The sequence below is a fragment of the Pseudomonas sp. 20P_3.2_Bac5 genome, assembly GCF_025466035.1.
Taxonomy (GTDB): Bacteria; Pseudomonadota; Gammaproteobacteria; order Pseudomonadales; family Pseudomonadaceae; genus Aquipseudomonas.
This window is the reverse complement of the sequence record NZ_JANLOA010000072.1, coordinates 35,481-48,814: the sequence shown is the minus strand read 5'-3', so window position 1 is coordinate 48,814 and position 13,334 is coordinate 35,481. Positions and strand designations below refer to the sequence as shown.

Below are 13,334 nucleotides of genomic sequence, written 5' to 3'. Positions count from 1 at the left end.
TTCAGACCTCCTTCGGCGCGAGGGCCAGCAGGGCGTGGCTGGCGCGTTCGAGAAAAGCCTGTTTGCTTTCGTCCGGAGCAAGCTGCAGCGGCTCGCCGAAGCTCAGGGTGCACAACAGTGGCAGCGGCAGGGTGCGGCCCTTGGGCATGACGCGATTGAGGTTGGCGATCCACACCGGCACCAGTTCGACTTGCGGTTGCGCGGCAGCCAGATGAAACAGGCCGCTCTTGAACGGCAGCAGCGGTTCGTCGCCGAGGTTGCGGGTGCCTTCGGGGAAGAAAATCAGCGAGTCGCCCTGGGCCAAGGCGTCCTTGACCGGTTGCAGCGGATCGGCGTCGGGCTCGCTGCGCTGGCGGTCCAGCAGCACACCGTTGAACACCTTGCTGATCAGGAAGCTGCGCACGCCGGGCTTGAGCCAGTAGTCGGCGCCGGCCACCGGGCGGGTGCGCTGGCGCAGCGGCTCGGGCAGCGAGGCCCAGATCAGCACGAAGTCGCCGTGGCTGCTGTGGTTGGCGAAATACAGTCGCTGCACCGGCAGCGGGCTGCAGCCCAGCCATAGGGCGCGGGCGCCGGTGACCAGGCGGGCGAAGGAGGTGATGAGGAAGGCGGTGAAGGCAGCAAGCATGAAAACGTCCTTATGTGGCCGGAAGCCAGGGCAGGGAAAGCAGCGTGAGCACGGCGAGGAAAACCTGCAGCCCCAGGCACAGGACCTGGCCGCGCAGCAGGCGCAAGGCGCCGCGGCAGCGCGACGTCCAGTCGCGCTCGCGGCCGGCGGCGGGTTTCAGGCCGAGTTCGTGAAGGGCCTGATCCAGCGCCCGGGTGCGGCTGCTCAGGCGCCCGGCGTCGCTGGCAAGGTTGCCGATCAGGTCGGCATCGAGGGCGACCCGTAGGGCGAAATACTTCTGCGCGATACCGAGCAGCACCAGCACGGCACAGAGCAGGCTTGCCAGTCGCGGGTGGTTGGCGGCGATCAGTAGCGGCGCCAGCCCGTAGGCCAGGGCCAGCAGGCTGATGCCGTCGGACAGGCGTTCGATCTGTGGGCCGCGCGCGAGCAGGCGGGCGGCCAGGGCAAGCTGGGCATCTTCGCTCATGGACAGGCTCCGGGTTGCAGGCGCTCCAGCAGGCGCCGGTGCGCTGGGTGCAAAACCACGCCGGGACGGGCGCGGCGAATCATCGCTTCGGCGGCGGCGACATCGGCGCAGCGCCCGCTGAGCAGCAGCCACGCCGCCACGGCGCAGGCGCTGCGCGAGTAGCCCAGGGCGCAGCAGACCAGCAGCGGGCCGTGGACGCGCAGCGCTTCGATGGCGTCCGCCGCTTCACGGCACAGCGCCTGTTCCGGCACCACCAGGTCCAGGCTCGGCAGGCTGCGGTAGTGTTGGCCGGGGGTGACCTTCATTGGCAACTCGGCGCACAGGTCGACCACACTGGCGAATGCCGTGGCTTCGCCCCGCGCCGGAATGCGCCCGAGGAACACCCCGTCGCAGACTTCATCGGCTTGCGGGTGGCGACGGGTCCACAGCCGCGAATTGATCCAGGCCACCGCAAGGTACGGCGCCAGCAACCAGCGCACGGCGCACGGCTGGGAGCCATCGGCGCGTTTTTGAAAGCCGCCGGCGCCGAACAGCAGGTAGTTCAGCGCCACCATCAGCGCCGCGAGCCCAGGCCACAGCAGCCACAGCCAGCCGCCCTTGAGGACGAATGCCGCGCCCGCCAACAGCGCGGCGCCGAGCGCATAGCGCCAGGCCAGACGGTAGCGCTCCGGCGTGTCGGGCAGACGGGTCAGGTGCAGCGGTGATGGACCTTCGCGCGGCCACAGCCAGAGACAGAGGAAGCCGGCGAGCGCGCCCGTGGGCAGGTCGATGAAATGGTGTTGCCAGGTGGTCAGCACCGACAGGCCGATCAGCACCATCCACACATGCAGCAACCCGCGCAACAGCACGCCGCGGGTGTGCCGGGCGAACATCGCCCAGATCACCACCAGCAGCGCGATGTGCAGCGATGGCGCCTGGTTGTAGGGCTTGTCGAAACCCATCAGCACATCGAACAGCCAGCCGAACACGCCCTCCAGTTCCGGGCGTTCGAAGGTGAAACGCAGCGGCCAGAGCAGGAAGCAGACGATGCAGATGAGTTGGGCGCTGAGCAGGCGCAGGGCGTGGCGATCCATTTCGCCACGGGTGCGCGGCACCAGGAAGGACAGGCCGTAGAGCAGGTCGATGGACCAGTAGGGAATGATCGTCCACGGCCAGAGTGGCACCTGCCGCTCCCAGGCGAAGACCAGGCTGCCGACGTCGTCGCGCTGGGCGGTGAAACTGTTGCTCAGGCCGTAGCTGATGAAAAACAGCGGGCCGAGCAACAACAGCCATAGCACGCCGCGGCGGATCAGGCCGGGCTCGCGGGGTACGCTCATTCGCGCACCCGCTGGGCGAGGCTGACGCTGAAGATGCCCCATTCATCGATGCGCTGTTCCAGCTTGCGGAAGCCCGCGGCCTGCACCAGTTGGTCCATTTCCGCCTGACTGCGCCGGCGCATGACCCAGGCTTCGCCGCCGCGATGGCTGGTCAGCGCGCGGGCGATCATCTCCAGTTGCGGATGCCACGGCTGGCCGGTGTAGACCAGATAGCCGCCGTCTTCGATCGCATCGGCAAGGCCCGCCAGCGACGTGCGCACCAGGTCGTTGTCGGGGAACAGTTCATACAGCCCGGAGACCACCGCCAGCGTGGGTTTGGGATCAAGCGCGGCGAGGGAGGCGCGGTCGAAGGCATCGCCCTGGACGAAGCGGGCGATGTCGCCCAGACCTTTCTCGCTGATCAGGGCATTGCCCTGGGTGACGTTGAGTTCGCTGTAGTCGCGCAGCAGGATCGAGTCGGGGCGCTGCTCCAGTCCTTGCAGCGCTTCGAGGATGTAGCGGCCATGGCCGGCGGCGATATCGACGATATGCACCGGACGGCCCTGCAGGCGCAGGCGTTCGATGGCGTTGCGCAGCAGCTCCTCGGCGTGCAGCTTGCGCTGGCGGATGCCGCGCCAGCCGATGGCATCGAGGTAGTTGCGGTCCACCAGCTGGCCGAGCGTGCCCTTGCCGGTGGGCTGGTTGCGGTAGACGTAGTCCAGGGTGCTGCCGGAGTCGAAGCCGGTGTCGAAACCGAGCTTGACCCCTTCGGACAACTTTTTGCCCAGGCGCAGCGAGGCGCGGGTGGCTTGCCAGTAAAGGTTGCGCGGTGAGTATTTCGGCAGCGGCGCGGCGAGGCTTTCCGCTTCGGCGCAACTGGCGCCCTGGCGGTCGGCATCGAGCAGTGAGGGGCGCTCGACCGGCTGCTGGAAGCACTGGCTGACGAAACGACGGATCCGCGCCAGGGCATGGGCACGATCACGCTCGCCGAGGGTGTCGTGGAAGAAACCGGGGAGGATGTGCTTTTCCTTGTGCAAGGTGCCGAGGCGGTCGAAGAACTGTTCCTGCGGCTTGCGTCGCACCACGACGTCGGCGCCGGAAATCAGCACCTGCGTCGGGATCTGGATCGCCTGGGCGTCGGCCACCACCCGGTCGGCGGCTTCGTACAGCCCGAGCAGCATGTTCACCGAAATCGGCCGAGTGATCAGCGGGTCGCTGGTGTAGGACCTCACCCGCTCGGGGTCATGGCTGAGCAGCGCCGGCTTGACGTAGCTGTTGACGAAGAAGTTGCCGCGCCAGGCCCGCAGCAGTTTCAGGCCGGGGCGGGCGAAGGGCACGTAGAGCTTGATGCTGAAGGCCGGCGAGGCGAGCACCAGGCAGCGTACCTTCGGCGCGTAGTCGTGGGCCCAGGTGGCGATCAGTACCGCGCCGACGCTCTGCGCGAGCACCGCCATGTCTTCCTCGGCGATGTCGTGTTGGCGGGCGATGTGCTCGATGAAGGTCTGTACGTCGCGCACGCTGGTGGCGAAGCCGGGGCTGTCGCCGCGGGTGCCGGGGGACTGGCCGTGGCCGCGGGCGTCCCAGGCGAAGAAGTCGTGGTCGGGCAGGTTGAGTTCATCCACCAGATGGGCCATGCGCCCGCCGTGTTCGTGGCCGCGGTGGAACATCACCAGCGCGCGTTTCGGCTGGCCCGGCTCGCGTTGCGCCGGCCAGTGGCGGTAATACAGCTCGACGCCGTCATGGGTGGTGAAGTGCAGCGATTGCGCCTGGCGCATGGGACAGATCCTTATCCGGCGAGAGAATCAGCGGGTTTCGTCGAGACCTCGGCGCACCCGGTTGTAGAGGGTATAGAGGGAAAGCAGCAGGACCACCAGCAGCACGCCGTTGACCCAGGCGGCCGGAATGGCGAACGCCACGGCCAGGCCCAGCGTACCGAAGACGAAGGCCCGGTCGCTTTTGCCCATGGGTCCGTCGTAGCGCCGCGAGGCCCCGGCCAGCGGGCCCATGACCCCGGCGTATTCGCTGATGAGCGCGGCGAACACCACCAGTACCACCAGCAACGGCGAGACGCCGGGCAACAGGGCGAACGGCAGGTACAGCGCGGCATCGGCGATCAGGTCGCAGAGTTCGTTGAGGTAGGCGCCCAGCCGCGACTGCTGGCCGAATTCGCGGGCGAGCATGCCGTCCACCGCATTGAGCGCCATGCGCAGCAGCATCCACAGTGGCAACAGGGCGAACAGCCAGGCGTGCTGGCTGCCCCAGGCCAGCAGCAGGCCGAGCAGGACGGAGACGAGGGCGGCGACGACGGTCACCTGGTTGGCGGTGACGCCGCGCTGATGCAGGCGGCTGACACCCGGGCGCAACAGCGCCTGGAAGCGGGGTTTGAGCTGGTAGATGGAGGGCACGCGGCGACTTCCTTGACTGACACGACACAGGGTTCGGCGGGGCCGGCGGCCCTGCCTGTAAAGCGTAAGCGTGAAACTGTGCTTTTCCAGCGCGCTGCCGTACAGCGGATCAAGCGGGAAATGTTACCTAGCGCAAGTTTTCAGCTAATATACGAAACGTCAGCGTTTCATATAGGAACTTTCCGTGGGCATCGTAAAAATCTCAGAATCAATGCATGAGAGCCTTCGCGTCGCGAGCAACGCGCTCAGCCGCTCCATCAATGCGCAGGCCGAACACTGGATGCGCATCGGCATGCTCGCCGAGTTGCACCCCGACCTGAACCACAATGAAATCTGCCGCCTGCTGATCCAGGCCGAGCAGCAGGGCGGCCTCGACCTCAAGCGGGTTTGCGCGCTGGACAGCACGCCGCTGTCGACTGGCATGGGAGCGCAGCATTGAGAAACGTCATCCTTCATACCCGTGAGCAGATCGCCCAGGCCCGTGTCGCCGCCGAACTGGCCGCCGATGTACTGGCGATGATCAAGCCCCATGTGCAGCCCGGCATCACCACCGATGAGCTGGACCGCATCTGCAACGACTACATCGTCAAGGTGCAGAAAGCGATTCCGGCCAACGTCGGTTACCACGGTTTCCCCAAGACCATCTGCATCTCGGTCAACGAGGTGATCTGCCACGGCATTCCGTCGAACCGGGTGCTCAGGGAAGGCGACATCGTCAATATCGACACTGCCGTGATCAAGGACGGCTGGTTCGGCGACACCAGCCGCATGTACTACGTCGGCGAGGTCAGCGACGAGGCGCGGCGACTCGTGGACGTCACCTTCGACGCCATGTGGGCCGGCATCAAGAGCGTACGGCCGGGAGCCACGCTGGGCGATATCGGTCACGCCATCCAGTCCGTGGGCGAGGGCGCCGGTTTCAGCGTGGTGCGCGAGTATTGTGGCCACGGGATTGGCCAGGTCTATCACGGCGAGCCGCAGATCCTCCACTTCGGCCAGCGCGGCCTGGGCATGAAGCTCAAGCCGGGAATGATCTTTACCATCGAGCCAATGCTCAACGCCGGCAAGCGCCAGACCCAGACCCTGGCCGACCAGTGGACGGTGGTCACTCGTGACAATTCACTGTCGGCGCAGTGGGAACACATGGTGGTGGTCACCGATGACGGTTTCGATGTGCTCACCACCTGGCCGGAGCTGCGCTGAGCGCTCCGACGCCACCTGAATGATGGCCTCGTGAGAGGCCATGCGGCATTGCTGGTTGATGGCTATTTGCTATTTATTCGTTCGGTCCTTCCTCCTACAATCGGTTCTCGCAGCCGGTTGGGTTGTCCAGCCGCACAGGGAGAAAGGCGTCGATGATCAACTCACCGCTTCAGTACGGCCTATCGATTTCCGCCCGGGAGCTTGCCGAGCAGACCGGTCTTGCGTTTGTGCCGCAGGCGGTCAAAGGCGTCTGGGGCGTGCTGCTCGCAGATCACCGCAGTGTGCCGTTCGACGAGGTCGACCAGCGCCTGCAACGCGACCTCGACCTGCTGGACACTGCCCGTTTGAACATCACTCGGGTCGACAGGCAGGTCGACCTGTATCGCCTCGACCTCTCGAAGTATGCGATTGCGCCCGCCGTGACCACGATCGAGAGCATTTATCGGGAATACGACGGCTTGCTCGAAACCCTGGCCAGGGCGATTCGCGAACACGCGGCGGGTGGCCTGCAGGGCGCGGCCGACCGGATGGTCGCGCTCGGCCGTCTCGGCTTGTTGGGTAGCCGGGTTGCCAGTGAGGTTCGGGAAAATCTCAAGATCCTTCAGGCGTTGCTGAGTAATGTCTACGGATACGATTTTCTCTCCCCGTTCCAGGAAGACCAGGGCCGGCGTGACTTCGTGTCGTTCTTCTTTGCGACCCAGTACACCTACGCCCGTTTTTACCTGGCGCAGGTCAAGGCAATGTTGCTGCTGCACCTGGTCGACCAGGACCCTTGCACGCCTTACCGGTTGGGAGATGAGCTGAAGAACTTCGAGCGCGAGCTGGGCAAGCAGGAAATCGAGATGACCCATGTGCTGCCGGGCGAGGTCAAGGCGCTGGTCCAGGAGCTGGTGCTGGATACGCAGGGTCTCCAGGTGTCGTTTCGCTCTGGCCTGGGCGACTTCGGGATGCGTTTTGGCAGCGACAATCAGGTCCGTCTGTGCTCGGTGATCCAGGAGTGGCGGCTGGAGGCGATCGAGCCCTTGGTGTTCAATCCGCATATCGATCATCGTTTTCGCGTCAGGCACGCGGTTTCCGGCAAGGTCCTGCAGTTTGGCGGGAAACCTGGCGCGGTTGATGGCAAAGACCGCAACCTCGCGTGGAAGATCACCTGGAACCGCTCGACCAAGATGTTCAACCTGCAATACAAGAGCAAGCCCGATGACCCGTTCAACGACAGCCGCCTGATCACGCGGAGCGGAAAGTCGGTCACGGACTGCCGGCTGGACGGCAAGCGCGCCGATCACCCGCACGATAACGATCAACAGTTCTACATCGATCCCTATGTCAGCGCGTTCGCCGAGCGTGATCGCCTGGAGGTCGATGAGCACCTGATTCCGGGCTGTTTCCTGACCTCCGACATGGGCACCTATCGCCTGTACTTCCGGCATGAAGGTGCGCTGGAACTGGTCAGAACCCGGGACCAGAAAGTGGTCTGGTCGGCGGCAAGCGACAGGAAGGTCAAGGCGGGGCGGTTGATGTTGCAGCAGGACGGCAACTTCGTGGCCTACGAGGAGAAGGGCGGCGCTTACTGGGCGAGCGACAAGTACTTCAAGGACGAGCAGGCGGTCTACAAGAACTCGGTGCTGCGTGTGCGCAAGGACGGGCGGATGGAGATCCGGTTGAAGAGCAAGGACATCTTCTGGATCACCCCGGCTTGAAGGCCTGATCGCACCCTCGTCGGCGCGTCAAAAAGCGGTTATAAGGCGTGTCACTGTCCACCAGGAAGCGACAATGAACCCGTTCGAAGACATGCGTATCTTTTCCCAGGTCATGGAGTCCGGCAGCTTCACTGCTGCGGCTGACAAGCTGGGTTTGTCCAAGCAGTTCGTCAGCCGGCGGTTGATGGCGTTGGAAGAGCGCCTGGGTGTGCGCCTGCTCAACCGCTCGACCCGGCGCCTGGACCCGACCCCGCTGGGCCAGAGTTACTACGAATCGGCCCAGCGCCTGCTGGCCGAGGTGGAACAGGTGGAGCAGGGCATCGCCGGGCAGACCAGCGAGCCCCGCGGCACTGTGCGCCTGAGCGCGCCGTTGTCGTTTGCCGTGGCGCATCTGGGCACGCTGTTGCCGGAGTTTTTGCAGCGCTATCCGCAGGTCAGTGTCGAGGTGGACCTCAGCGACCGCTCGGTGGACCTGTTGGGCGAGGGCTACGACCTGGCGCTGCGCATCGGTGTGCTGGAGGACTCGACGCTGATTGCCCGGCGCCTTGCCGCGATGGACCGGGTCTATTGCGCCAGCCCGGATTACCTGGCCCGGCGCGGCACACCGTCGCGGCCGGACGATCTGGCCGAGCACGATTGCCTGCCCTACGGCCATGGCCGCCAGGTGCAATGGCGTTTCGTCGAGCAGGGCAAGGTCCGGGTGGTGACGGTATGCGGACGGATGCGGGCGAATAACGGTGACTTGCTGCGCGAAGCGGCGGTTGCCGGGATGGGCATCACCTACCTGCCGACGTTCATCGTCGGCGATGCGCTGGAGGACGGTTCGCTGGTGCCGGTGCTGGCGGCGTTCGCCCCGGAGCCGTTGCAACTGTCGGCGGTGTACCCGCAGCACCGGCAGAGTGCGCGGCCGGTGCAGGCGCTGATCGAGTTTCTCAAGCAGCGCCTGGGCTGAGGGTCAGCGGATGAAGTGGACCTTGCCGCTGTCGTCGTTGCCCATATAGATGCCGTAGACCCCGGCCTGGCGTTCCTCGATGTAGCGTTCGAGGATCTGTCGGATCGCCGGGTAGTAGATGGCGTCCCAAGGGATTTCGTCGGGGGCGAAGAAGCGGCAGTCGAGGGTTTCCGGGCCGTACTGGCCGGTGATTTCCACCGCCACCGCGCGGAAGACGATATACACCTCGCTGATCTTCGGCACGCTGAAGATCGAGTAGGGCGAGACGATATCGGCGCGTACCCCGGTTTCTTCCCAGACCTCGCGCAGGGCCGCCTGCTCGGTGGTTTCCCCGGCCTCCATGAAGCCTGCCGGCAGCGTCCAGGTGCCGGGGCGCGGCGGAATCGCGCGCTGGCACAGCAGGTACTTGCCGTCGCGCTCGATGATGCAGCCGGCGATGATCTTCGGATTGACGTAATGGATGTAGCCGCAGGCGGCGCAGAGCAGCCGCTCGTGGGTGTCGCCTTCGGGCCGTCCAGCGTGCAGCGCGGCGGAGCATTGCGGGCAGAAACGCGGGACGGCGGGCATGATCAGCGACCTATGCGGGGCTCTTTCAGAGCGATGGGGGTGGCGATTTCGCGGATCTTGCCGGCGTCGTCCTGTTTCGAACGCAGATAGTCCAGGGCCACCTTGGCGGCAGCGCGGACGTGGTCCACGGAAGCCTGGTGTGCGGCCAGTGGATCGCCGCTCTTGATCGCCTCGACGATCTTTTCCATTTCCTGGTTGCTGGCGCCGCGGCGGTTTTGCTGGGACACCGAGGTGGCCCGCAGGTAGCTGATGCGTGCCTGCAACTGGCGCAACTGGGTGGCGGCGACATGGTTGCCGGAGCCTTCGAGCAGCACATCGTAGAAGCCCTGCACCGAGTCGATCACTTGTTGCAGCTCGCCGTCCTTGAGGGCCTCGCGGTTTTCTTCGAGGGCCTTTTCCAGGGCGCGGATGTCCTTGGCCTTGGCATTGAGGGTGAACAACTGGACGATCAGGCCTTCGAGCACGCAGCGCAATTCGTAGATATCGCGGGCGTCTTCGAGGGTGATGATGGCAACGCGCGGGCCCTTGGCGTCGGCAAACTCCACCAGACCTTCGGATTCCAGGTGGCGCAGGGCTTCACGGACGGAGGTGCGGCTGACGCCGAGGCGGTCGCAGAGGTCGCGTTCGACCAGACGGTCGCCGGGCAGAAGGTGGAAATTCATGATCGCGCCGCGCAGTTTGTCGAGCACGATTTCACGCAGGGTAACGGGGTTGCGGTTGACCTTGAAGCTGTCGTCGAGGGGCTGGCGTTTCATCATCTGCGCTCTGCAATTGGCTGTTGCGCCAGCGACATCGGAGCACTCGATAACCGGGTGCTCCCTGCGGTGGTTTCGAACAGCCAGTATTTAACTGGTTGACTCCGAGTCGGCCTCGGCGAAGGCTTCGCGGGCCAGGCGAAAGCTGTCCACGGCCGCGGGTACGCCGCAATAGATACCGACCTGGAGGAGGATTTCGCGTATTTGCTCACGACTAAGTCCGTTACGCAAGGCGCCACGGATGTGCAGCTTGAGTTCGTGCGGTCGGTTGAGCGCCGAAATCATCGCCAGGTTGATCATGCTGCGCTCTTTGAGCGACAAACCGTCGCGGCCCCAGACGTGGCCCCAGCAGTACTCGGTGACCAGTTCCTGTAGCGGCTTGGTGAACTCGTCGGCGTTCTGGATCGAGCGGTTGACGTAGTCCTCGCCCAGCACCTGGGTGCGGATGGCCAGGCCTTTTTCGTATTTTTCGTTGTTCATGCCGGAGTGTTTCTCCACAGGTGGAAAAAGGGCAGGCCTTATCGCCGGCTTGCCGGTGATAAGGCCCTGAAAATCAACCCAGGGGCGGCAGCGCGCCCAGCTTGCCCTTGTGATAGATCATCGGCGTGGCCGGCTGCTCAGGCAGCACCAGGTTCTTCACCTCACCCACGATGATGGCGTGGTCGCCACCGTCGTATTCGCGCCACAGCTCGCACTCGATGATCGCCGTGGCGTTCTCCAGCAGCGGGTTGCCCAGCTCGCTGAGGTGCCAGGCGATGCCTTTGGCCTTGTCCTTGCCTTTGCCGGCGAAGGCGTAGGCTTCGGCGGTTTGTCCCGCCGCCAGCAGGTGGATGGCGAAGCGCTTGGCGTCGCGCAGGATCGGGTAGGTGTCGGAGGCGTAGTTGGGGCAGAACAGTACCAGCGCCGGGTCGATCGACAGCGCGCTGAAGGCGCTGGCGGTGATGCCGACGAGGCCGCCCTCGGCATCCAGCGTGGTGACGATGGTCACGCCGGACGGGAAGGAGCCCATCACGTCTTTGTAGATGCCGGGTTCGATCATTTCAGTTCACCTGTCAGCGCATGACGAAGGGGTCGGGCATGGGCGCGGTCGAGAGGTTGATCCAGACCGTTTTCAGTTCTGTGTAGGCCAGCACCGAGTCGATACCGCTTTCGCGGCCATAGCCACTGTTCTTGAAGCCACCGATGGGTGCCATCGCCGAGACGGCGCGGTAGGTGTTGACCCAGATGATCCCCGAGCGCACGTCGCGGGCCAGACGGTGGGCGCGGCCGAGGTCGCGGGTCCAGATGCCGGCGGCGAGGCCGAACTGCGAGTCGTTGGCCATGGCCAGGGCTTCTTCTTCGGTCTTGAAGCGGATCACCGCGGCGACCGGGCCGAAGACTTCTTCCTGCATGATGGTCATCGAGTTGCTATCGCATTCGAACAGGGTCGGCTCGTAGTACCAGCCGTCACCTTCGACCTCGGCGCGCTTGCCGCCCAGGCGCAGGCGCGCGCCCTCGGCGCAGGCAGCGGCGACCAGGCCTTCGACCACGGCCAGTTGCTGGGCGGTGGCCATCGGGCCCATTTCGCTGCCTTCGTCCTGCGGGTTGCCGATGCGGATGCGCTTGGCGCGTTCGATCAGGCGCTCGACGAATTCGTCGAAGATTTCGTCTTGCACCAGCAGCCGCGAGCCGGCCACGCAACTCTGCCCGGAGGCGGCATAGATGCCGGCCACGGCGCCATTGATGGCGCTGTCGAGGTCGGCGTCGGCGAAGATGATGTTCGGCGACTTGCCGCCTAGCTCCAGCGACAGCTTGGCGAAGTTTTCGGCGCTGCTGCGCACCACATGGCGAGCGGTGGCGGCGCCGCCGGTGAAGGCGATCTTGCGCACCAGCGGATGACGGGTCAGCGCCGCGCCGGTGCTCGGGCCGTAGCCGGTGACGACGTTGACCACGCCAGCCGGGAAGCCGGCTTCGAGGGCCAGGCGGGCCAGTTCGAGGATGGTCGCCGAGGCGTGCTCGGACGGCTTGAGCACGATGGTGTTGCCGGCGGCCAGGGCCGGTGCCAGCTTGATCGCGGTCAGGTACAGCGGGCTGTTCCAGGGGATGATCCCGGCGACCACGCCGATCGGTTCGTGCACGGTGTAGGCGAACAGGTCCGGCTTGTCCAGCGGCAGGGTGCCGCCTTCGAGCTTGTCGGCCAGGCCTGCGGTGTAGTGGAAGAACTCCGGCAGGTAGCCGACCTGGCCGCGGGTTTCGCGGATCAGCTTGCCGTTGTCGCGGCTTTCCAGTTGCGCCAGGTGCTCTTTGTTTTCGGCGATCAGGTCGCCAAGGCGGCGCAGCAGTTTGCCCCGGGCGGTGGCAGTGAGGCCGCGCCAGGCTTTGCTGTCGAAGGCTTTCTGGGCGGCCTGGACGGCGCGTTCGACATCGGTTTCATCGGCATCGGGCAGTTGCGCCCAGGGCTGCGCGGTGGACGGGTCGAGGCTGTCGAAGGTCTTGCCGCTGTGGGCATCGAGCCATTGGCCGTCGATGCACATCTGGAAACGAGTGAGCGTCATGCAACGATCCCCTTGGCTGAGTCGGAGAGGGCCCGGGCGTGCCCGAGGAAGTCCAGCAGCATCTGGTTGACCAGGCGCGGCGACTCCACTGGCATCATATGCCGCTGTTCGGCCAGCACCACGCTTTGCGCGCCGGGAATGCGCTCGGCCAGTTCGCGGCTCATGGCCGGCGTCGAGCCGAGGTCGAACTCGCCGGTGGCGATCAGGGTCGGCACCTGGATGCTGCCCAGGTCGTCGACGCGGTACATGTCCTGGGTGGCGAACAGTTCGTAGGTGGTCAGGTAGCCTTGCGGGTCATTGCTGGCCAGGGTCTGGCGCAGGGCCGCGACCTGCGCCGGGTTGGCCGCCTGGTATTCGCGACTGAACCAGCGCGCCAGGGCCGCTTCGGCATTGGCGTCGGGGCCGTGTTCGGCGGCCTGGGCGGCACGGGCGATAACGCCGGCGCTCTGCTCGGGGCTGCGGTTGAACACACTGTTGAGCACCACCAGTGCCGACAGGTTGTGCGGGTAGTGCAGGGCGAAGGCGCGGGCGACCAGGCCGCCCATGGAAAAGCCGATCACCGTGGCCTGGGGAATCTGCAGGTGTTCCAGCAGTTCGGCCAATTGCGCGGCGTAGCCTTGCAGGTCGGTGCCGGGCGCCGGACGCGGGCTCTGGCCGTGGCCGAGCATGTCATAGGCGATGACGCGGTAGTCGCTGGCGAGGCCGACGAACTGTCCGCCCCACATTTCTTTATTCAGGCCCACGCCGTGGATCAGTACCACGGGATGACCCTGGCCGCTGGCCAGGTAACTGGTTCCGGCAGGTGTACGTTCAGCAACAGGCTGAATCATGG

General features: G+C 65.4%; 15 protein-coding genes. 4 read left to right on the top strand and 11 right to left on the bottom strand.

Annotated elements, in window-relative coordinates:
- Nucleotide 1: 1 nt before the first annotated feature.
- Genes NTD88_RS14115 through NTD88_RS14095 form a run of 5 tightly spaced genes read right to left on the bottom strand, consistent with a single transcriptional unit; the run spans nt 2 to nt 4,791 of the window.
- On the bottom strand, nt 2–625 hold the full coding sequence (locus NTD88_RS14115; protein ID WP_262154288.1) for a lysophospholipid acyltransferase family protein: 624 nt from the start codon (nt 623–625) through the stop codon (nt 2–4).
- 10 nt (nt 626–635) lie between these two features.
- On the bottom strand, nt 636–1,091 hold the full coding sequence (locus NTD88_RS14110) for a hypothetical protein (protein WP_262154289.1): 456 nt from the start codon (nt 1,089–1,091) through the stop codon (nt 636–638).
- A complete protein-coding gene (locus tag NTD88_RS14105; protein WP_262154290.1) occupies nt 1,088–2,407 on the bottom strand; it encodes a phosphatase PAP2/dual specificity phosphatase family protein in 1,320 nt (439 codons plus the stop codon). Before NTD88_RS14105 ends, NTD88_RS14110 begins: the two co-directional genes overlap by 4 nt.
- Nucleotides 2,404–4,161: a bifunctional alpha/beta hydrolase/class I SAM-dependent methyltransferase gene (locus NTD88_RS14100; protein WP_262154291.1), complete on the bottom strand. Its 1,758-nt coding sequence runs from the start codon at nt 4,159–4,161 to the stop codon at nt 2,404–2,406. Before NTD88_RS14100 ends, NTD88_RS14105 begins: the two co-directional genes overlap by 4 nt.
- 27 nt (nt 4,162–4,188) lie before the next feature.
- A complete protein-coding gene (locus NTD88_RS14095) occupies nt 4,189–4,791 on the bottom strand; it encodes a CDP-alcohol phosphatidyltransferase family protein (RefSeq protein WP_095157428.1) in 603 nt (200 codons plus the stop codon).
- A 184-nt stretch (nt 4,792–4,975) separates the two neighbouring features.
- On the opposite strand from NTD88_RS14095, the gene NTD88_RS14090 reads away from it, so the two are divergent.
- The 4 genes from NTD88_RS14090 (at nt 4,976) to NTD88_RS14075 (ending at nt 8,646) form a co-directional block, all read left to right on the top strand.
- Nucleotides 4,976–5,230 carry a ParD-like family protein gene (locus NTD88_RS14090; RefSeq protein WP_175649654.1) on the top strand — a complete coding sequence of 85 codons (255 nt, stop codon included), beginning with the start codon at nt 4,976–4,978 and terminating at the stop codon, nt 5,228–5,230.
- On the top strand, nt 5,227–5,994 hold the full coding sequence (map, locus tag NTD88_RS14085) for a type I methionyl aminopeptidase (protein WP_262129970.1): 768 nt from the start codon (nt 5,227–5,229) through the stop codon (nt 5,992–5,994). Before NTD88_RS14090 ends, map begins: the two co-directional genes overlap by 4 nt.
- A 152-nt stretch (nt 5,995–6,146) precedes the next feature.
- Complete coding sequence (locus NTD88_RS14080; RefSeq protein WP_262154292.1) at nt 6,147–7,694, top strand: hypothetical protein; 1,548 nt, start codon at nt 6,147–6,149, stop codon at nt 7,692–7,694.
- 73 nt (nt 7,695–7,767) lie between these two features.
- Nucleotides 7,768–8,646 (top strand): LysR family transcriptional regulator, encoded by an 879-nt coding sequence (locus NTD88_RS14075; RefSeq protein ID WP_262154293.1) that lies wholly within the window; start codon nt 7,768–7,770, stop codon nt 8,644–8,646.
- Between the two features lie 3 nt (nt 8,647–8,649).
- Here NTD88_RS14075 and NTD88_RS14070 read toward each other — a convergent pair whose 3' ends face one another.
- The 6 genes from NTD88_RS14070 to NTD88_RS14045 all read right to left on the bottom strand — a co-directional run bounded on the left by NTD88_RS14070 (nt 8,650) and on the right by NTD88_RS14045 (nt 13,332).
- Entirely contained in the window at nt 8,650–9,213 is a 564-nt protein-coding gene (locus NTD88_RS14070; RefSeq protein ID WP_175649658.1) for an NUDIX hydrolase, read from the bottom strand.
- Nucleotides 9,214–9,215: 2 nt separating this feature from the next.
- Nucleotides 9,216–9,968, bottom strand: coding sequence for a GntR family transcriptional regulator (locus NTD88_RS14065; protein ID WP_095157554.1), 753 nt, complete (start codon nt 9,966–9,968; stop codon nt 9,216–9,218).
- A gap of 90 nt (nt 9,969–10,058) precedes the next feature.
- Nucleotides 10,059–10,448, bottom strand: a complete 390-nt coding sequence (locus NTD88_RS14060; RefSeq protein WP_095157442.1) for a carboxymuconolactone decarboxylase family protein — start codon at nt 10,446–10,448, stop codon at nt 10,059–10,061.
- 73 nt (nt 10,449–10,521) lie between these two features.
- Nucleotides 10,522–11,007, bottom strand: a complete 486-nt coding sequence (locus NTD88_RS14055) for a flavin reductase family protein (protein WP_262154295.1) — start codon at nt 11,005–11,007, stop codon at nt 10,522–10,524.
- A 13-nt stretch (nt 11,008–11,020) separates the two neighbouring features.
- Nucleotides 11,021–12,502 (bottom strand): aldehyde dehydrogenase, encoded by a 1,482-nt coding sequence (locus NTD88_RS14050; RefSeq protein WP_262129966.1) that lies wholly within the window; start codon nt 12,500–12,502, stop codon nt 11,021–11,023.
- Nucleotides 12,499–13,332 carry an alpha/beta fold hydrolase gene (locus NTD88_RS14045; protein WP_262154296.1) on the bottom strand — a complete coding sequence of 278 codons (834 nt, stop codon included), beginning with the start codon at nt 13,330–13,332 and terminating at the stop codon, nt 12,499–12,501. Before NTD88_RS14045 ends, NTD88_RS14050 begins: the two co-directional genes overlap by 4 nt.
- Between the last annotated feature and the right edge of the window lie 2 nt (nt 13,333–13,334).

Coding starts and splice junctions, on each gene's coding strand:
- NTD88_RS14065 (WP_095157554.1), bottom strand. CDS start 9,968: ATGAAACGCCAGCCCCTCGACGACAGCTTCAAGGTCAACCGCAACCCC.
- NTD88_RS14055 (WP_262154295.1), bottom strand. CDS start 11,007: ATGATCGAACCCGGCATCTACAAAGACGTGATGGGCTCCTTCCCGTCC.
- NTD88_RS14110 (WP_262154289.1), bottom strand. CDS start 1,091: ATGAGCGAAGATGCCCAGCTTGCCCTGGCCGCCCGCCTGCTCGCGCGC.
- NTD88_RS14045 (WP_262154296.1), bottom strand. CDS start 13,332: ATGATTCAGCCTGTTGCTGAACGTACACCTGCCGGAACCAGTTACCTG.
- NTD88_RS14115 (WP_262154288.1), bottom strand. CDS start 625: ATGCTTGCTGCCTTCACCGCCTTCCTCATCACCTCCTTCGCCCGCCTG.
- NTD88_RS14080 (WP_262154292.1), top strand. CDS start 6,147: ATGATCAACTCACCGCTTCAGTACGGCCTATCGATTTCCGCCCGGGAG.
- NTD88_RS14070 (WP_175649658.1), bottom strand. CDS start 9,213: ATGCCCGCCGTCCCGCGTTTCTGCCCGCAATGCTCCGCCGCGCTGCAC.
- NTD88_RS14060 (WP_095157442.1), bottom strand. CDS start 10,448: ATGAACAACGAAAAATACGAAAAAGGCCTGGCCATCCGCACCCAGGTG.
- NTD88_RS14075 (WP_262154293.1), top strand. CDS start 7,768: ATGAACCCGTTCGAAGACATGCGTATCTTTTCCCAGGTCATGGAGTCC.
- NTD88_RS14105 (WP_262154290.1), bottom strand. CDS start 2,407: ATGAGCGTACCCCGCGAGCCCGGCCTGATCCGCCGCGGCGTGCTATGG.
- NTD88_RS14050 (WP_262129966.1), bottom strand. CDS start 12,502: ATGACGCTCACTCGTTTCCAGATGTGCATCGACGGCCAATGGCTCGAT.
- NTD88_RS14100 (WP_262154291.1), bottom strand. CDS start 4,161: ATGCGCCAGGCGCAATCGCTGCACTTCACCACCCATGACGGCGTCGAG.